Source organism: Clostridium sp. (assembly GCF_021372645.1).
Taxonomy (GTDB): domain Bacteria; phylum Bacillota; class Clostridia; order Clostridiales; family Clostridiaceae; genus Clostridium.
This window is the reverse complement of record NZ_JAJFUC010000015.1, coordinates 109,513-127,182: the sequence shown is the minus strand read 5'-3', so window position 1 is coordinate 127,182 and position 17,670 is coordinate 109,513. Positions and strand designations below refer to the sequence as shown.

The 17,670-nt window shown below is 27.1% G+C and carries 37 protein-coding genes; all 37 read right to left on the bottom strand.

Annotated features, from left to right (window positions below; all coding sequences use genetic code 11):
- Position 1: 1 nt before the first annotated feature.
- The 37 genes from LLF98_RS02735 to LLF98_RS02555 all read right to left on the bottom strand — a co-directional run bounded on the left by LLF98_RS02735 (position 2) and on the right by LLF98_RS02555 (position 17,651).
- Positions 2-232, bottom strand: coding sequence for a hypothetical protein (locus tag LLF98_RS02735; protein ID WP_291700613.1), 231 nt, complete (start codon positions 230-232; stop codon positions 2-4).
- Between the two features lie 36 nt (positions 233-268).
- Positions 269-586, bottom strand: a complete 318-nt coding sequence (locus LLF98_RS02730; protein WP_291700611.1) for a hypothetical protein — start codon at positions 584-586, stop codon at positions 269-271.
- A gap of 157 nt (positions 587-743) precedes the next feature.
- Positions 744-1,130, bottom strand: coding sequence for a hypothetical protein (locus tag LLF98_RS02725; RefSeq protein ID WP_291700609.1), 387 nt, complete (start codon positions 1,128-1,130; stop codon positions 744-746).
- A gap of 53 nt (positions 1,131-1,183) precedes the next feature.
- A complete protein-coding gene (locus LLF98_RS02720; RefSeq protein WP_291700607.1) occupies positions 1,184-1,411 on the bottom strand; it encodes a hypothetical protein in 228 nt (75 codons plus the stop codon).
- Positions 1,412-1,450: 39 nt separating this feature from the next.
- Positions 1,451-1,666: a hypothetical protein gene (locus LLF98_RS02715; RefSeq protein ID WP_291700605.1), complete on the bottom strand. Its 216-nt coding sequence runs from the start codon at positions 1,664-1,666 to the stop codon at positions 1,451-1,453.
- A 57-nt stretch (positions 1,667-1,723) separates the two neighbouring features.
- Positions 1,724-1,894, bottom strand: coding sequence for a hypothetical protein (locus tag LLF98_RS02710; RefSeq protein WP_291700603.1), 171 nt, complete (start codon positions 1,892-1,894; stop codon positions 1,724-1,726).
- 4 nt (positions 1,895-1,898) lie between these two features.
- Complete coding sequence (locus LLF98_RS02705) at positions 1,899-2,162, bottom strand: hypothetical protein (RefSeq protein WP_291700601.1); 264 nt, start codon at positions 2,160-2,162, stop codon at positions 1,899-1,901.
- Positions 2,163-2,257: 95 nt separating this feature from the next.
- Positions 2,258-2,518, bottom strand: a complete 261-nt coding sequence (locus LLF98_RS02700) for a hypothetical protein (RefSeq protein WP_291700600.1) — start codon at positions 2,516-2,518, stop codon at positions 2,258-2,260.
- A 186-nt stretch (positions 2,519-2,704) separates the two neighbouring features.
- Positions 2,705-2,911: a hypothetical protein gene (locus LLF98_RS02695; protein WP_291700598.1), complete on the bottom strand. Its 207-nt coding sequence runs from the start codon at positions 2,909-2,911 to the stop codon at positions 2,705-2,707.
- A gap of 28 nt (positions 2,912-2,939) precedes the next feature.
- Complete coding sequence (locus LLF98_RS02690; RefSeq protein WP_291700596.1) at positions 2,940-3,299, bottom strand: hypothetical protein; 360 nt, start codon at positions 3,297-3,299, stop codon at positions 2,940-2,942.
- A gap of 25 nt (positions 3,300-3,324) precedes the next feature.
- Entirely contained in the window at positions 3,325-3,711 is a 387-nt protein-coding gene (locus tag LLF98_RS02685) for a hypothetical protein (protein WP_291700594.1), read from the bottom strand.
- 75 nt (positions 3,712-3,786) lie between these two features.
- Entirely contained in the window at positions 3,787-4,101 is a 315-nt protein-coding gene (locus LLF98_RS02680; protein WP_291700593.1) for a hypothetical protein, read from the bottom strand.
- A 49-nt stretch (positions 4,102-4,150) separates the two neighbouring features.
- Complete coding sequence (locus tag LLF98_RS02675; RefSeq protein ID WP_291700591.1) at positions 4,151-4,672, bottom strand: hypothetical protein; 522 nt, start codon at positions 4,670-4,672, stop codon at positions 4,151-4,153.
- Positions 4,673-4,689: 17 nt separating this feature from the next.
- Positions 4,690-4,908: a hypothetical protein gene (locus LLF98_RS02670; protein ID WP_291700588.1), complete on the bottom strand. Its 219-nt coding sequence runs from the start codon at positions 4,906-4,908 to the stop codon at positions 4,690-4,692.
- 6 nt (positions 4,909-4,914) lie between these two features.
- The gene (locus LLF98_RS02665) at positions 4,915-5,163 is read right to left on the bottom strand and encodes a hypothetical protein (protein WP_291700586.1); all 249 of its coding nucleotides are present in this window, start codon (positions 5,161-5,163) and stop codon (positions 4,915-4,917) included.
- 46 nt (positions 5,164-5,209) lie between these two features.
- Complete coding sequence (gene rnhA, locus LLF98_RS02660; RefSeq protein WP_291700584.1) at positions 5,210-5,665, bottom strand: ribonuclease HI; 456 nt, start codon at positions 5,663-5,665, stop codon at positions 5,210-5,212.
- A gap of 3 nt (positions 5,666-5,668) precedes the next feature.
- Positions 5,669-5,923 (bottom strand): hypothetical protein, encoded by a 255-nt coding sequence (locus tag LLF98_RS02655; protein ID WP_291700582.1) that lies wholly within the window; start codon positions 5,921-5,923, stop codon positions 5,669-5,671.
- A gap of 39 nt (positions 5,924-5,962) precedes the next feature.
- Positions 5,963-6,100: a hypothetical protein gene (locus LLF98_RS02650; protein WP_291700580.1), complete on the bottom strand. Its 138-nt coding sequence runs from the start codon at positions 6,098-6,100 to the stop codon at positions 5,963-5,965.
- A gap of 76 nt (positions 6,101-6,176) precedes the next feature.
- The gene (locus tag LLF98_RS02645) at positions 6,177-6,830 is read right to left on the bottom strand and encodes an HNH endonuclease signature motif containing protein (RefSeq protein ID WP_291700578.1); all 654 of its coding nucleotides are present in this window, start codon (positions 6,828-6,830) and stop codon (positions 6,177-6,179) included.
- Positions 6,831-6,896: 66 nt separating this feature from the next.
- Positions 6,897-7,055 carry a hypothetical protein gene (locus LLF98_RS02640; protein ID WP_291700576.1) on the bottom strand — a complete coding sequence of 53 codons (159 nt, stop codon included), beginning with the start codon at positions 7,053-7,055 and terminating at the stop codon, positions 6,897-6,899.
- A gap of 26 nt (positions 7,056-7,081) precedes the next feature.
- Entirely contained in the window at positions 7,082-7,327 is a 246-nt protein-coding gene (locus tag LLF98_RS02635; RefSeq protein ID WP_291700574.1) for a hypothetical protein, read from the bottom strand.
- 36 nt (positions 7,328-7,363) lie between these two features.
- Positions 7,364-7,528, bottom strand: a complete 165-nt coding sequence (locus tag LLF98_RS02630; RefSeq protein ID WP_291700572.1) for a hypothetical protein — start codon at positions 7,526-7,528, stop codon at positions 7,364-7,366.
- 46 nt (positions 7,529-7,574) lie between these two features.
- Entirely contained in the window at positions 7,575-8,003 is a 429-nt protein-coding gene (locus tag LLF98_RS02625; RefSeq protein ID WP_291700570.1) for a hypothetical protein, read from the bottom strand.
- A 40-nt stretch (positions 8,004-8,043) separates the two neighbouring features.
- Positions 8,044-8,274 (bottom strand): hypothetical protein, encoded by a 231-nt coding sequence (locus LLF98_RS02620; protein ID WP_291700568.1) that lies wholly within the window; start codon positions 8,272-8,274, stop codon positions 8,044-8,046.
- Between the two features lie 630 nt (positions 8,275-8,904).
- On the bottom strand, positions 8,905-9,288 hold the full coding sequence (locus LLF98_RS02615) for a hypothetical protein (RefSeq protein WP_291700566.1): 384 nt from the start codon (positions 9,286-9,288) through the stop codon (positions 8,905-8,907).
- A gap of 16 nt (positions 9,289-9,304) precedes the next feature.
- A complete protein-coding gene (locus LLF98_RS02610; protein ID WP_291700564.1) occupies positions 9,305-9,694 on the bottom strand; it encodes a hypothetical protein in 390 nt (129 codons plus the stop codon).
- Positions 9,691-10,674, bottom strand: a complete 984-nt coding sequence (locus LLF98_RS02605; RefSeq protein WP_291700562.1) for a hypothetical protein — start codon at positions 10,672-10,674, stop codon at positions 9,691-9,693. Before LLF98_RS02605 ends, LLF98_RS02610 begins: the two co-directional genes overlap by 4 nt.
- Positions 10,674-12,002 carry a DNA sulfur modification protein DndB gene (locus LLF98_RS02600; RefSeq protein WP_291700560.1) on the bottom strand — a complete coding sequence of 443 codons (1,329 nt, stop codon included), beginning with the start codon at positions 12,000-12,002 and terminating at the stop codon, positions 10,674-10,676. Before LLF98_RS02600 ends, LLF98_RS02605 begins: the two co-directional genes overlap by 1 nt.
- A gap of 88 nt (positions 12,003-12,090) precedes the next feature.
- Entirely contained in the window at positions 12,091-12,339 is a 249-nt protein-coding gene (locus LLF98_RS02595) for a hypothetical protein (protein WP_291700558.1), read from the bottom strand.
- 203 nt (positions 12,340-12,542) lie between these two features.
- Positions 12,543-13,136: an accessory gene regulator B family protein gene (locus LLF98_RS02590; protein ID WP_291700556.1), complete on the bottom strand. Its 594-nt coding sequence runs from the start codon at positions 13,134-13,136 to the stop codon at positions 12,543-12,545.
- Complete coding sequence (locus tag LLF98_RS02585; protein WP_291700554.1) at positions 13,133-13,435, bottom strand: hypothetical protein; 303 nt, start codon at positions 13,433-13,435, stop codon at positions 13,133-13,135. The genes LLF98_RS02590 and LLF98_RS02585 overlap by 4 nt, the downstream gene beginning before the upstream one ends.
- A 4-nt stretch (positions 13,436-13,439) precedes the next feature.
- Positions 13,440-14,291: a type II toxin-antitoxin system PemK/MazF family toxin gene (locus tag LLF98_RS02580; RefSeq protein ID WP_291700552.1), complete on the bottom strand. Its 852-nt coding sequence runs from the start codon at positions 14,289-14,291 to the stop codon at positions 13,440-13,442.
- Between the two features lie 269 nt (positions 14,292-14,560).
- Positions 14,561-15,358, bottom strand: a complete 798-nt coding sequence (locus tag LLF98_RS02575; RefSeq protein WP_291700550.1) for a hypothetical protein — start codon at positions 15,356-15,358, stop codon at positions 14,561-14,563.
- A gap of 77 nt (positions 15,359-15,435) precedes the next feature.
- Entirely contained in the window at positions 15,436-16,020 is a 585-nt protein-coding gene (locus LLF98_RS02570) for a DUF5317 family protein (RefSeq protein ID WP_291700548.1), read from the bottom strand.
- A gap of 8 nt (positions 16,021-16,028) precedes the next feature.
- Positions 16,029-16,925 (bottom strand): HNH endonuclease, encoded by an 897-nt coding sequence (locus tag LLF98_RS02565; protein ID WP_291700546.1) that lies wholly within the window; start codon positions 16,923-16,925, stop codon positions 16,029-16,031.
- Positions 16,926-16,954: 29 nt separating this feature from the next.
- A complete protein-coding gene (locus tag LLF98_RS02560) occupies positions 16,955-17,131 on the bottom strand; it encodes a hypothetical protein (RefSeq protein WP_291700545.1) in 177 nt (58 codons plus the stop codon).
- Between the two features lies 1 nt (position 17,132).
- Positions 17,133-17,651: a 3D domain-containing protein gene (locus tag LLF98_RS02555; RefSeq protein WP_291700543.1), complete on the bottom strand. Its 519-nt coding sequence runs from the start codon at positions 17,649-17,651 to the stop codon at positions 17,133-17,135.
- Positions 17,652-17,670: the final 19 nt, after the last annotated feature.

Here is a 17,670-nt window from a genome sequence, read left to right as displayed (position 1 = left end):
CTTACTTACATAATTCATCGTATTTCCATGCTTTTTCTATAATTTCTTCTAAATATTCTTCATCTGTTGAATGAAGTATACTTATCACATAATCACATAACTCTTGTGGGGTTATATGTCTACTATGCTCTCTGGAATACCATTCTCCTTCATCATAAAACACGCATTCTTTACCGTAGTTTTCATCAACAATTTGCTTTAGAGTTTGTATATAAAGTAATAATTCTTTCATGATTTAATCCTTTCTTATCAACACCAAACACAATTTCTATTCACTTCTTGTATAACCTAATTCATCTGCGATATCGATAAACAATTCAAATACTCTATCTATTAATTCTGGTTGCTTATAGAAACTTGCCTCTTCTTTATCATTTAATCCATGAATACCTAATTTAATTTGGCATTCTTTACATAAAAACACTTCTGTTGAAGTTGCCACACCATTTGAATATTCTTCATTAGAAACATAAGTACTACCTCTTTTACCCACTAAGAATTTTACCTTTCTAAATTCAGAATTTGAATTTTGATCATAAATCTTTTCAACGCCACATTTATCACAAATATGTATTACTTTTTGCATAAACTCATCCTCCTTTATTTACTTCACTAACATCATAAAAAACAACCACAATGCAATAAACCATAATCTATCTGATATCTTTTCTAAAGCTATAATTTTTCTTTTTTCTAAATCTAATTACATCCCTCCTACGTTTGCATAAATCTATTCTTTGGTTTTAATATCTATTTCTCTCACATTGATGCATAAATTCAATTTGCTTTTTTAATTTTTCAATTTCTTTTAAATTGTCCTGGTCTAAATCTTTTATAATATCTTCTCTAAATTCTTTATAAATCTGTTGCCTAATTTCTTTAAAATCATATGAACCTTGTATTTTTCTATTGTTGTAATCTTTAAATCCAGCCATTAGGTAATTTCTAAAATTATTCCAAGAATCAGATTCGATATGAGGAATGATATCACTATAAAATTCACCTACGGTTTCTTCAATGGCATCATGCATGATCTTTTTTATTCTAGTGGTGAAATCATTTAAAAGTTCTTGTGCTTCTAACTCTCCTTCTTCAGATAGGGAAGGATATAACGGGAATGTATCTGACATAATTTATATTTCTCCTTTCTTGGTATTAAAACAAAACCTATTTTTAGTGTTGATTAAATTTCACTAAAAACTTTAAGACCTGTTTCAAAAACCTGTTTTGCACAAAACAAATCAATTCTAAAATCAGATTTCTTTTCCCAATTTCTTTTACCGTCAAGACTTATCTCATAATATTCTATAAACACACCTTCATCCCCAATATCTTTAATTACATATTTCCAAGATAAATCTCCATCTTTAGCCACTACTTCTTTTATTGAATTTATATATACATCTGGCATAATAATTTCTCCTTTCCAAATCATTACCATAGTTATCTTTTATATATTTTTCAATTCTTTAACCTTATCTTCCCATTCAATAGGATGACCATATAATTTACATCCTATAGACACGCTAAATGGACATCCTTTACACCCATTATCCGCATAAGATGTTTTACAAGCATTATACATAGCAGTAACAGCTCTCTTTATCCTCTTTTTTACTTCATTACTCTTTTCCTCTTCTGTCATTAACCATTTTAATTTTTTCATATATTCTCACTTTCAATAAAACATTCATTTGGTTCAATTATTTTTATTTACAAATGCCTATATATTGGTATTTTCATTATTGATTATTTTCACTAATTCTTCTTTTTCTTCACTACTTAACACGTAAGGAATATTTTTAATAAATTCCTTATGTTTCTCTAATCTTTCTTCTCTGGTTAATTTGAAAAATCCATTCTTAGTTAATAGATTTAAAATTTTATCATTCATATTATTAGTTACCTTTCATCTTAACCAACAAATCTATAAACCTATCTCTTTGTTGAATAAGATACTCTTTAAACCCACCAGCATTTTCTATATCTTCTTCGGAATCAATTTCAGAACAATACAAACAATGATCACAAAATGTAACCACATCAACCCATCCTGTAGATACGAAATTATAGCATGACCCATCATCATATAATTCAGGACTTAGATTACATAATTCATCATTTAAATCCTTAACCATATAAAGAATATCTATTTGTTTCATATGTATTCTCCTTTCTATATATTTATATTATCATTTTAATACAACAGTTGAAAAATAGCAATAGTAATCTAAATCATGATAAAGACTAGAATTGATTAAGATTTTTTCTTTGACAATCTATCAAAATATTCGCTTACCTGTTCATCTTGACCAACTGCATATTTAATAACTTTTAACCAATCTTCATTATCATTTACTTGATCTTTATATGTATTAATTAAATCATAAATACTATATAAGCCTTGTGCAACTCCGATTAAATAATTTTTGTAATCACCAGATTCTTTAAATATTTCCCAATGAATATTCTCAATTTCTGTCCGTTTATAATAATCTTTTAAGTTACTAAAATCCATAATTAACTCCTTTCTTTTAAAGTACACCAAAGAGAAAATTGGTTGTAATTTATCTACCATTATTTACATGTATAGATAATGCTAGAATTGTTAATTATAGTATTAGGGTTCTCACCATTAATTTAATAGATTAATGAAGAGAGTGAAAATGAGTCAATTTATTTTGGCTCATTTTTATTTCTAACCCTAATACTCAGTAACATCTAACATTGCACCACAATCACATTTAACTCTAACAATATCCCCTAACCCCGTAGGAATAAATATATATTCCAATCTAGCACCTGTAACATCACCTTGTTTATTTATGGTGCATTTGTGACCAGTTTTGGGGTTATCCCATTGTTTAATTTTATCTATTTGAGAACTAGTTAATTCAAATTTCCATCTCATTACCATATCATCCTTTTATAATATTTCTTTAATTAAATTCATAAACAGCTAAATCCATATTATTAATTTTAAACCATTTTTTATTCACGATTATTATAGTCATAAAATACTTCATAGTAACTGGTTCTAGAATCCATTCTTCACCTGTAAAACAAACATCAGGAACTTCTTCGGTTGTAGGTTGATATACATTATTACTTTCACATTCATATATATAAACAATATCATTTAGGTCAAATTTACGTAGAGCAGTAAGGCAACCCACTATACTTTGCGATACACAAATTCTTTCAGTATAATCATTCTCTATTTTCATTCTATCTATAGGTATTCTTGGTTTAAGTTCAACATTATTAAAATCTTCCATACTGGCAAAATAATATTTCATTATTACCTCCTAACATAAAATGAAATTAGGCTTTGGTAATGATTTTATTTCTTTTGTCACATTCTGTTTGAGCTTCTTCTACTGTAGCAAAACAATCTTTTTCATAAAAATAATTACCTGATTCACCCCAAGGGAAGTATTTTATATCAATTTCATTTTTCTTAATATCAACCTCTATTCTTTTTACTTTGCTTCTTTTGGGCGTCCATTCACTTTCCGCTATTCTCCAACACTCAGGTTCATATCTTTCAGAATAACCATTTCCATAACATTCAGGACATTCATATTCTTTATTACTAAGTGAAACTCGTTTTTGCCCATTACAAACTAAACAAGTTTCATGAATTGTATTTGTATTACTCCAAATAACAATTATTTTATCACCTATTGATAATTTAGTTTTTATATCCATAAATAAACTTTCCTTTCTTAAATTAAGACAAAAACAACATTTTATGTAGTTTTTCTATTTTACAAATGCCAATTTCTAGGTATTTAATCTTTGGATATTTTCAATAATATTTATGGTAAGATATTTCTTAGGTATGTCCATTTCCATGATTTCTCTACTAAAACCATTAGTTTTAATTTGTAGATCGTTTTTATCAATCAATAATGAAAATTCATCTACTGTTAATCCATCAATCAAACAAAGACCTCTGTCATCAATCATATGAGCTTTATACCAATCCTTTTCTTCGCCAACAATAATAAAATTATTAGGTGATTTGGATTTTTCAATTAGGGCATTATATTGCTTGGAATCTTCTTTAAGTTCGTAAATATTAAATTCTAAATTCATAATTTTACCTCCTTTTATATTTATATTATTATTTTAATACTATATAAATTTAATTACAAGTATTATTTTCTTTCCTTCTCTCTTCTTCATTCTCAATAATTTCCCAAAACTTACTTGCTTTAATCTCAGTCATACCTTCAGGATTATCTATTTCTCCTTCCCCTACATGTCTATAAGAACAATAAACTACATTATCAATATCAAATAATCTTGTATAACTTTTGCCACTGAAACTAGTCCTAAAATAAAATTGCACATAAGGTTTATGCAATACTTTTATATTATTACTTTCTAATTTATTTGCCCATATCTTTGCAATTTTAGTGTTCTTTTTAAAATAACGTAAACCATCTTGAAACTCTTTTCCTAGAAATTTACCAAAATTATTTATATCATTTTCTGTAGGAATAATAGCTAATTCATCTCCAGAATAACCATATAAAGTTGTTTCAATATTATTTTCTTCTAAAAATTCTTTAACTAATAATCTAATTTGCTCAATATTATTCTTGTATTTTATATATTCATTATGTAATTTTGAATCTTCGGTAACAATAAAAAATTTTTCCACTAATCAATTCCTTCTTTCTATTCCTCTTTATTTGATCTTACTAATGCTACCCCTACCGCAAATAATAGATATACTAAATCTGCTTGACTAAAACCTGTATATTTTATAAATCCAAATTCATTCCCGATGGATGTTGCAGCCAAAAAGAATATTCCATAAGCAATTGCATAAAACCAACCTAATGTCCGTAAAAATATTCTTATATTAATAATATCATCTCCTTTAAATTTGAACAAAAGCAATCATTTATTTAAACTTCTTCTAAGCAACCCTAAGGCATCATATGCCGTTCTTTCTCCCTCTATATAATCAATTGCTTTTTGTATCACTATTTTTAATTTATTATTCTCTTCTTGTATTTCTTTCCATGATTGATTAGTAACATCATAACATCTTTGTAAAGATTTTAATTCTGCTTTTAACTGAGCATTTTTATCTAACATCATTTCATAACCGGATTTTAAAGTATAAATAATTTTTTCATCTTCCATTAATACACCTGCTTTTTAAATAATTAATCCAAACGAATAATTGGTTTTAACTTTCTATCTCATCCATAGCAATATTAACTAACTCATCTGCTCTATTATTACCTTCATTATCTGAATGACCTTTACAATTTAAAAACTTAATATCACTAAACTGATTTTTCAATTCTAATAACTCTTTCCATAATTCTTTATTCTCAACAGACTTCTTTGTTGAAGTTTTCCATCCTTTTTTAATCCAATTATAAATCCATTCGGTTATACCCTTAACTACATATTGACTATCCATAGTAACTTTTACAGAGATTGATTTGTTTTTAATTGCTTTAAGTGCTTCAATGCAAGATGTTAATTCCATTTGATTGTTTGTAGTATTTCTAGCACTACCATATATTTCTTTAATCTTACCGTTATATAGGAGAACACAACCCCATCCTCCAATATTATTTTCTTTACCGTTTCCCCGACACCCACCGTCATTGAAGATATATATTATATTATCCATAATTTATTCCTTTACTTTTTCATCTACATTATTACTCTTTTTACTTTTCTTTTTCGGTTTACTGTTTTCATAAATAGTTTTTAATAATTGTCCCACATATGTATTTGAATTTTCAAACATAACTATTATTTCAGCTTTTTCTTGTTTATTCAAAGTCTTAAATTCTACGATAAGATGTTCTATTGCTTGCTCTACATTATTACATATAAGTAAAATATCATCTGGGTTATAATCTATTATATTAGTTTGTTGTTTCAATATATTTACTCCTTCTCCATGTATATTTATTTTTCTATTTTATTTTAACCTTAATTCTAATTGTCCAGCTTCTAATATTTCTCTTATATCACAAAGCTCTTTGATTTGAATATCTACTTCTTCTAATCTGGCATTAACGATTTTTATCTTTTCTTCTCTCGGTAGTTTATCCCACATTATGTATTATACTCTCCTTTCAATTATTTTATATTACCATTTTACTAAAATATTAAAATAAAATCAATAGTTTACTTTAATCATTAAAATCTCGATTTAACCATGCTTGTATTTTATCAAATCTTTCTTGAGTATATATTGATTTATCAGAGGTATACCATTCATCCCAATCCTTTGTATGCTTCCAACTATTACAACTCTTACATGCCAAAATACAATTATCTATTTTGTTACTACCATTATTATAGGCATGATCTTTATGTAATCGTTCATGATATAATCTAAATGATTCTAATTCAGATATGCCACAATACATACAAGAATAATTTGCATAATTATATAATCTATCTAATTCTTCTTTTGTTATTTTATGTTTTTTATGTAAGTCTCTTTCTAAATTATATTGATTAATTTTATCTTTATTATTTCTTTGCCATTCTTTTTGTATCTCTCTTCGTTTTTGGGCAGTTTTTCTATTTGAAATACTAAAACTCTCTGTTTGTCGGTATTTTTCCTTTTGTATAGCTGCCCATTCAGGATTATTTAATTTATATTGATATGATCTTTTACTTGTGCATTTTCTACATTCGGTTTGAAAACCTCTTTCGGGTTTATTCTTATTTCTCATATAAAAGTATTCTTCTGTTTCAGGAAACCATTCATTACAGTTGGTACATTTACGTTCTTTTACTACATCCGTTTCTCGTATATTTTCATTAAGTTTTCTCAATATTTATATTTCCTTTCTTATTTTTCTTGGTTAAAAGAGTTCTTTTAACCAAATGATGTTTTTGTGTTAACACTCTTCAACTTTTATAACTTCATCCATAAATATTATAATAAATTGATTTTCTATTTTTACTGCAAACGGACTAATTTGTTCACATATATTACATTCAATATAGTGAGCAGAATTATAATCATCTCTTCTTTCAATAATTCTAAATTTTTTCATATTAACCTCCAATATTAATACTAAGTCTACATTTGGTTTTGTTTTTTCAAAAACAGGTAGTCATTCATAGTTCTCACTTCATCAGTTACATTTTCTGTATTGCCACAAGTACACTCTAACACTATTTTTCTTTTATCAAATACTTCGGCATCTACCATTTTATATCCATCTAAATTCCAATAAACTTTTCCACCAGTAATTATTACTACTGGATTTTCTTTATTACATTTGTTACACAAGTATTTTTCATTCTCAAATTTAAAATTTTTCATTAATTTAACATCCTTTCTTAAAACCTAACAGAATGTCTATTTGGAATTAACTTTAGAATTAATTTTTATTATACATTCTTCACACATATCCCAATCCCACCATTCATTTTTGCTTATAGGCTTACCACATTTACTGCAAGTATAATCAAATAATTTAACATATTCTTGATCACCAATTTTAATAATTTTAAGGTTATCCATAATTTTATCTCCTTTATTTAATTCATTATAAAATACCGATTTGGAATTAATTATATAAATCCAAAATCTTTTTCATTAATTCATTCCCAATAATTTTAGGATAGTAATTATCTTGATAGCGATTAAAATGTGTCCCCCATTGAAAAGCAGAAGAATTTTCTCCTCCTAAATAATATTCAATAGAATGACCGTTACAAAAAATATCAATAACAGTATATTCTTTTAATTCTTGTCCATAAATATAACACTTATCCCAATTTCTTCTATCAGAATAATTCATTCCCATATAACGAAAAGAATCATAATTCAAAATTTCTTTTGCAATTGGTGTTTCATCGCAATCTTTAAATTTAATTTTATCACTTATATTAACAAGAATTTTAGGTTTGCCTTGTGCTTCGCATTCTTTTACTTTTTCAATATTTGTATCTTCATAACCACATATTTCACACTTATAAATCGTATAAGTTTTCACTTATCTCGTCCTCCTTTCAATACAAAATATAAGTTTTGTGCTAATATAATATTTTTTCTTTTATTTCAATATGCTTAGATTGAAAATGTTGATCTATATCCCACATGTACCCTCTATTATAAAATCTATCTAATTCAGGTTCTCCAAATTCTTCGGTCAATTTTTTTATAAGTTTTTCTTTATCTTTGAATACATATAGAACTCGCCAATTATCATCTACATCTGAAAAACGTCCTATTGTTTGTTCAATTGCTAAATAACACTTTTCCATAAAATTCTCCTTTCCAGTTTTATAACCAATTAAAGATTTTATTCTTATATACCACTTAGATAAGTTAATTTATTCGGGGAAGTAGGTAGCGAACCTACCTCCCCTAAAGCAAAAGGTTGATGAGTCAGCAGTTAACCCATCTAAGTAGTATATAAAATCAAACATCAGTTTTGTTCAAACTTTCATCCTTAACTAAAATAATAACATAATCATACCATTTGTCAATACATTTATATTAATATTTTAATTAAAAATAAAAATTCCCTCTACTCTCTATCTTTATGCCACTGGATAACAGCTTCACGGCATTCTTCAAAAGTTTCATATTGCAAACCATATTCTAAAGAATTATATGAAATGTACATAGCACAATCATCTTTCATACATCCCTCTGAACCACACCGTTTTTTAAAACAGGAAATTTGAAAATGATAACTCCCGTTAGGTAGATGAAAAATATAACTTATTAAACCTGTTTCCCTGTTTTTGTGGAACCAAGTCTCATAAATTTTTCTTTTCTTGATTTTGGTAAATTTCACTTGCCATTCTCCACTCTTGTTAAATATGTATTAAATGTGTGGAATACTGAATGACTTAAGTGAAATATTTAAGTATTAATTTTTAGCAATGTCATAGGTTACTTTTAATTAATCCCTTTAAAACATCAATTGCATCATAAGTTATTTCTTTACTTGCTTCATTCATGATAAAATTTTCAAACTTGGATTCATCTTTAAGTTGTATTTGAATTTTATTTAACATTTGTTTAATATCATTATCTGGTAAATCATCGTTAAAGTCAATTGATCTATCATTTTTTAACAGTTCTTCAAGAGTGATATGATTAAACTCTGTAAATATAATTAATTTGGTTATATCTACAGTTTTAATAGTATCTTTTTTCTTCATATCATTAAGCCAATCACCAGACAAATTCATTGCCCTTCCCCAATCAGCATAATTTTTATAGTCCGATCTTTGAAATAATATTTCAATTTTTTGACCTATATTCATTTAATTCATTCCTTTCTTATTGCCATTTATTATTAATGTATTTTTGACCATAATCATTCTTATTAAATGCCAATATTTCTCCCCGTTCCGTACAAAAAATTAATGAATTATTATTCAAACATTCTTCACAATATTCGTCAATTTTACATAGTTGCCATTGGTCAGGATGATTTATAATACTCACTAAATATTCTTCGCCCTTTTCTATTTGTTTAAGAAGACGGTAGTTGGTTTTTCTGAGAAGTTGTTCTAACTGATTAAAACTTTCCTCTTTGATTAACTTATCTAGTAATTCAATTTGTGAATTAAGAGTAGACAAGGATTTAAAATTATAACCCTTGTCTACTAGTCCTGTTTTTATATGTGTTAATATTTTATGCTTTTTCCACATAGATTCTAAAATCAATTTCGCAACACTTCCTTATATTGCTCAAATAATTCTTTTAAAACGTGCCAGTATTTTTGAGGATCACCTGATCCATAATTATACCTATCACAAATATTAATGAAATCTTCTTTATCAATTTCGCCTTTTTCGTGATAAATATTAAATGCCATTTGAAGCATTCCTGAAAAATACAACGAACTCCATGTAATATATTTATTATCACAATAAGTTTGTATTTTTCTCATTCTTGAATTGAGCAAACTAGGACTAAAACTATCAAACTTGTTTTTCCCAGGTGTTCTAAAAATATGTCTACTAAATTCACCAGTTCTATTAATTTTACTACGTCTAGGGTCTGGAACTCTAGGATTATTAGTCATTTCTCCATTGTTTTCAACGTAAAACTCTTGTTCGTAGACTGATTTAATCAAATCAATAATAAAACCATCTACATTATCTAATATCCTATCCTTACCATCATTCTGTTTTAAAATCAATCTGCCCTTTTCAGGGAATACATCATCAATAGTTAAATTAATTATTTCCTCCATTGTAGCATTTTCAATTGTTCTACCCCTAACACCAATGAAAAGCAACCATAAAAGTAATTGGTCTTGCTCATTAAACAGAATATTTTGGTATTGTATTAGTTTTTCTTTAGTAATATATTTGTTTAATAATGCTTGCCTAGCCACAAATTTTTCAACATCAATATACTTTGCTCTATTTTCCATATGGACTACTATTTTTTTAGCAACGCAAAAATCAATATAACTTATTAAAATTGACTTGTTTTTTCCTGCTCCACGTTTAGAAGTATTGCGTAACATTGAAAACATTTCATTTAACTCAGGAATACTAAGATTATAAACCTGTTTACCAACTTTTGCTTCATAATTATCAAATTCTCGCAACACAAAAGTATCACTCTCTGCCGTTCCCGTTGGTTTGTTTAGTAGATATTCTTGTTTAATTTCATTATCTACTTTAAATTCCATTACTTCACACCACCTTTAAACAAGTTATACAGTTTATTTTTAGTGGTTTTATTGATTTTATTCTCTTTAATAATCCCAATTTCTCTCCATATTGGATTTTCGATACTAAAATCAATTGATTCAATCGCTTGTTTAAGTTCTTCTTTCCATTGTTTATTATCTTTTAATACTGTGGAAAGTGCAATATAAGCATAAAACATATTTAAATTGTTAATATAACTATTCTTTTTTACCTCATAAGGATTAACAATAAACTCATTTTGGTAATATCCCATGAGATAATTAGTAAATTCAACAATCCAACTGGCAACTTCGTCACGTTGCATAGCAGAATCTAATTGATCTCCATAATTATCTTTGATTGCATCGGCAAGAATGGACTTGGTTGTTAATCCCCTATCTGATTTCACAAAACTATCAGTATCTTTAGTTGCATTTGCTAAATCACCACGACTATCCATAATTTTATCAACAACAAGATTTTCATTTTTGCTATAATCTTTCGGTGCTATAACTTCTTCTCTGATAGGTGTTTGCTTGTTTATTTGTACCATTGCATTGTGTGTTTCAATTTCTGATAAATGTGTAATAACTATAGGCCAAACAAACTCTAAATCTGGTTCTTCAATTAGAGCTAAAGCGGTAGCTGATTTCCTGTGTTGACCATCAAAAATATTCAGGATAGTCCCCTCTCTTAAAGTCAATATTCTGGTTTTAGGATTCCAAATAGGTGCTGTTTCACCTTTTAAAACATTAATCTTTAAGTGATCTGGATAATATGTTCCAGCAAGCATACTATTTGCTATCTCTTTAACTTTATTAGGGTCTTCATTAATTCTAATTGCCTTTTTTGTTACCTTGAACCCCCTTTGAGAATTAGGGTTCCAGATTAACACATTATACAACTCATTTAATTGTTGTGCTGTGAGTTTAGTTTGCCATTGTCGGCCAGGAACAATCTCTTGTGCATCTTTAAAATTGTAAGGGAAAACATTGTCAGACTCTTTTTCTTCAGCATAGTTTTCCCATTCAGACACTTCTACCTTTGTAAAATAGTTCTGATAATCTTTTAACATATCAATATCTTTTTCTTTTAATGCGTTATTCAAGGCAAGACTAAATAAGAAGAGAAACTGGATATCTTCTTCTGAATCAGTAAGTGTGTCTAAATCAAGATTCTCTGAAAATACCCATGCAGCACGTAATGCAGGAAGATTGCGTGATTTGAATTCATCCATTACAGATTGTTTAATGTTGTTGTCATAACCAAATTCACGAATAATATTTTTTAACTTATTTTTTAATTGTAGTTCCCTATCTCTGGTCATTTATTTACACCTCCAAATACTTAATCACATTTACTATGTAATTATATTATAAGTCTTGACAGGTGTCAATAATTCTAAACATGTATTATTATATTTTGTTTATTTTGTTCGTTGAAATTCTAATGCCATCTGGAATATCTTTTAAACTTATGTATTCCGTATAAAACCCTTCTCCAAGTATCTTTAAATCGTTATCCATTGTTTTTTTGTTTTCATAGAATGTAAATCCTGTAGTTATTCCATTATATAATGTGTAATAATGCCCTCCTTTTATCTGCCTCATATTAACAAAGTATCCATCTTGATTCCTGATTACTCCTACTTGTTTATTTAGCATATAATTAAACCCTCCTGTATTAAATTATTATTAGAACATTTGTTCGATTATTTTTTATTATAATCATTGTAATAAATAAATACAACATTATTTAGACTAAAATTTTTTTACTTTACCATATTAATACGACATATTTCTTATAAATTCTATTGTAAAACTTTTATTTATATATTACAATTTAAACTTACCGACATTATATTCTTTTATTCGACATTCTTAAATATAGGTAAGGCAATAATTCCTGCTAACAAAACACCATACATAATAGAATTGTTGATATCGGGATTGCCTTTTAATAGTTCAACACAATATATTGCGATTAATAAACAAAATGCTATACATTTAAATTTACCTTTATCCCCATCTTTAAGTGGTCTGTTAGGATGTGGGATTGGAGCATATCTTAGTATGATAAAAAATAATGATATGAAAACTATTATATTCATCAAGTTATTATAAGGAATGTATTTCCCTAACAGTCCCATACCAACTAATGTAACTAATGAAATCCAGGCACACTTAGTATAATTGTTAAAATGTAAACCACCTATAAAAATTCTAAGCAACATGAATGAAAGTGTAGTAACAAGAATTTGAGGTAAAATATCTAATATTAAACCTGCTAATAATAGTAGTAATCCTTTGTTTATTGCTCCATAGAGGATTTCAAATCCATAGTAATACATATATTTGTGTTGATGGTTTTCCTTGCGTGATAACTGTAATGATCTGGCACTCCAGTAACTAAAAAGTTTAATATATTTTAAAGTGTATAAGTACCGAAAATATTTTTTCATTTTACTTGACTACCTTTATTGTATGTATTGGATGCACCTACAAGATGCATCCCTTTATGCCTGTAAATAGAGTCATATGTGTGATATAGACATGTCTTCCAATTTTGAATATGGAATTTATTAATTCTTCCAAATTTATTTTTATGTAATAGGCAGATTGGTCTAACCTGCCTATTAGTAACCTTTATCATCCATGTATCCAACGGTGTTTCAACAACAATCGTATTACTATATTGAAACACCTTTGATTTAGTCCCAAATTTAACATCAAAACTTTTAATTTCTAACTCATCAATCATTTATTCAACCTCCTACAACTAAAGGCATAAATTCTCTCGTCCCTTCATAATTTTTAATAACTGAGTTTTCATTCTTGTTATACTTCTTATAGTAGGCAATTAATTCCTTGCGTTTACCATTAAGCAATTCAGATAAGAACGAAGGTTTAATTTTTTTAGTTTTTATATTTTGTTCAAGTGTTTCAATCTGCTCAATAAGTTCAAAAGCAACTTCATTATTAAATAAACAATCTATCAAACCGAATTGTTTTTCTATTGCCGTGTTGACTTCTTCTATTTTTGCTTCAGATAATTTAAGCACTTTAATTGGTACACCGTTATAGAATAATCTACGTTTACTTATTGCCCTAGTCTGTTCCAGACAAATAAGAGAATCCCTTCGCATTCCGTCATCTACGTTCAATTCAACATGTATAGGCAGTTTACGTTTTCTTTGTGAAGTTAAAGGTGCAACTGTTATTATACTTCCGTATTTATTTCCTGTTTCATTTGAGACAATCAGAACTGGTCTAACACCCTCCTGTTCTGAATCCATATTATTCAATCCTAAATCTGCCATGTAAACAGAACCACGCTCTGGTTGATAAGTTGCCCAGGTTTTATCTTCATTAGAATCATACTTTGAGTAACCGCAAATTTGACAAAGGTATGTATAAGTTACTCTACCTTCACTTGCTCTTTCAATAGTCCTCAACACTTCTCTCTCAGGCAGTACAACAATCCGTTTGTCTAAAATATTAACTATTAAACTAACATCAACCATCCTACAATCTTTTGCGAATTGAGATATTGATCTGTAACCAATCGCCTTTCTAAGTTCGTTTGATAATTCCTCCCTGGTTTTCTCTTTAATCATTGATAATCACTCCTTCATATTTTATGTAATCATTGTATCACCTCTTGTAATTTTTTACAATACTTTTATTGAGAATTATTATTTTTTTATTCTGTACAGAGTGTAAAAACAAACTGTACAGAATATTTTGCTTCATTACTTAGAAAGCATGGAAGGGACACGGGGTTCGTTAAACAAAAGATGTGATGCAACACATGTACCAAAAATAGTAGCTGCTATAACAACTATACTAGCAATAAGACCATACTTCTTCAAAAATTTCACCTCCTTTAATAAATATCATTTAGCATATTATCTTTTTCTTTTTGTATTTTTAAATTAATCCACAATAAGTTATAAATAGAGATAATATAAGAACTAATCATAATTATCGGGATTAAAATTATTATAACTGTAATTGAAATTTTAACAGGAATAATATAATGATTTAAATAATTCATTCCTAATATGAATCTATCTAAAATAGCATTAGAGATTATTACCATAATTAAAAATATACTCATTGATATAGATAACACTTTGTTTTCTATTATTAATTCTATATAATTTATCATCTTTCCTATATTCTGTTTATATATACAAAAACTTATCAAGAGGATTTGTATACTTCGTGGAATGAATGACAAAACGATATTCAATAAAATGTTATTATTAATTGTTTCTATATTCATATTTAATATTTGTATTACTATTAAACCCAATAAACCTTCTGTAATAAAAATTAAAATAAAATCTGCCAGTAATACATAAATAACAATTTTTAAATAATTAATTTTTTCTTGTAGAAAATTATTTTTCTTTATTATATAAGTAATTAATAAAATCATCATAACTTCAATAATGATAAAATTAATTAGATTGCCGATATGTAAAATATATCTCATTAGATTTATACTAATAGATACTGGAATAACAGCAATCATTATTTGTTTTAAATTATCTTTCCATCTGTAAATGTCTAACAGATCATTACGTTTTAGTAAAAATAAAACAAATAAAACCCATATTATACTTTCTGGAATACTAACAAATACCGTATTCAACACCGCATTAACAATACTCTGCATTTCAAACAACTCCTTAATATGTAATATATTTTATCTTCTATTACATATTAACACAATGTTGTATAAATTGTCTATAATTATTTTATGTTTTTATTAATTCTTCTAATAGAATGGTATATTAATAAAAACACATAACATCTAACAAATACATCTCCTAAACTAAGATTACTATAATAAATATCATATATATCACAAAGTGGTATTGCCTTGCTTGTACTATCTCCTAATACATAAAAACTATCTTTAGTAAAACTACTAGAGTCCGTGTAACCAGTAAAATACGTAGTGGATGGGAATACTGGCATATGTCCTGAATTCATAGTGATTGCTATGAAATTCATACTATAACCAATTACTAAACATATAATTGCTATTATAAATGGTGAAGTTAAAAACCTTTTCAATTCACTTTGGTTTGTATTTTCAGAATCATAAAGTTTATATTTTAATACTAATCCTAAATAACTAAGTAAGGTTATTTGTTTTATTTGTGATCCATATTGAGTAATCCAATATTGGTCATTGAATATTAATATCTCAGCTATTATATACAAGCACAACATGCACAAAGGAAGATATATAGGCCAACTCTCAAAGAGTAATTTAATGTTTAATTTCTTATGCCAACTATATAAAAGTGCTAACACCCAGGTTTCAATCAATTAACGTTTTATTCTCCTTTCTCAATTATTAAATCTAAATTTAAATCTTTTTTGTTTTTAGCTATATCCACACATTCAACTAGATTTCTTTTCTCATCCACTGTCCATAATTCATGTTGCATGTAATATGTCCCATCCTCATTATTAACCCTACTTCTTTTTATTTTATATTGAGGTTTATTTTCTATGTATTTTTTATAATCACCATCACACCATTTATTTATTTTTATAATATTATCTTCATTATAAAAGTCTTGCTTTTTATACCATTCCTCCATCGGAAACGCCCATTTATTACTATTACAATTCTTACAAGCAGGAACACAATTTCTAATGTCATTATAACCCTCATTATCAACATGATCTTTATGTAATTGTTCTTTATATTTTTGCTTATGTTCTTTTTCGGTTAAACCACAATAAATACAACACCATTCCCCATCTTCGTTTTTAAAATAATCTTTACATGCAATCCATTCTTTGTTAGTAATATCATGATGTCTATGATTTTTAGCATATTGTTTTATTTTCTCAGGATGTTTTCTTAAATATTCAGCATGATAACCACTTTCTTTTTGTTGTTTTAATTGTTCTTTGTGTTTAATTCTTACATATTCATGCTTGTAGTGATTTTTATTATAAATAGCTTTTTTATCTTTATTATTCTTTTGCCTTTCACTTGCTAAAGCGATTTGATGTTCCCTTGTTTTAGCATAATATTCTTTTTTATATTTATTGTTACAAACAATACATTTATCACTAAAACCATCTCTTTTACTTGGTTGAACAACAAAATTATTATTATTCATTTCAAACCAACTTTTACATGTTTTACACATTTTATGTTCAACATTGTCAATAATTTTATGGCAATCTTTATATTTTATATATGGTTTTTTGTCCAAATTTACCTCCTTTCCAACTCATAATAAAATCAGGATTTTATATCAATATTTTCAACTTTTAATAAATATACTTGTGCTGGATATTCTGATTTTGCTTTAACTGTTAGATAGAAATCTTTTTCAAGACTATGTATTATAAAATATTCTTCGTTATTATAGGTAACTTTCTTACCAAATATTACAGATTGTAATAATTCATCCCACATTTTATATTTCTCCTTTCTTATTTATTATATAAACTTTAACATCTACTCTTCCAAAATTAATAGTATCCTGGTTCACCCTCTCCCCATAATCACCCACATAAACATCTAAAACATTTTTATCAAAACTTCCAGTATCACGTACGGTATAAACTCCATTATATTTATTATGTGATTCTGGAAATTCTAATTTTAATTTTGTACCTAACGGAAATTTATTTGAGGCTACTGTTAGTGCTTGTCTATAAGATTTATTGTTTAGATTACTTCCATCTCTGGTAATACCCCTAGATGGATTAGAATAAGATTTACCACAACATCTAATTGAAAGATCATATGCCGTTGCTTGCATTATTACATAATTATTTTTTGGTTCTTTAGGTTGTGGTTTAACTTGTAATTCTGGTTTTGGTTTATGTTTAACAGTATTTATATTTTGTGTTTGTATTTGTGATTGAACTTGACATAATCCTATTGTCACCATTAGGGTTATTAGTAATAGTGTAAGAATGTACTTCTTCATTGTGCTGTGATACCTCCAA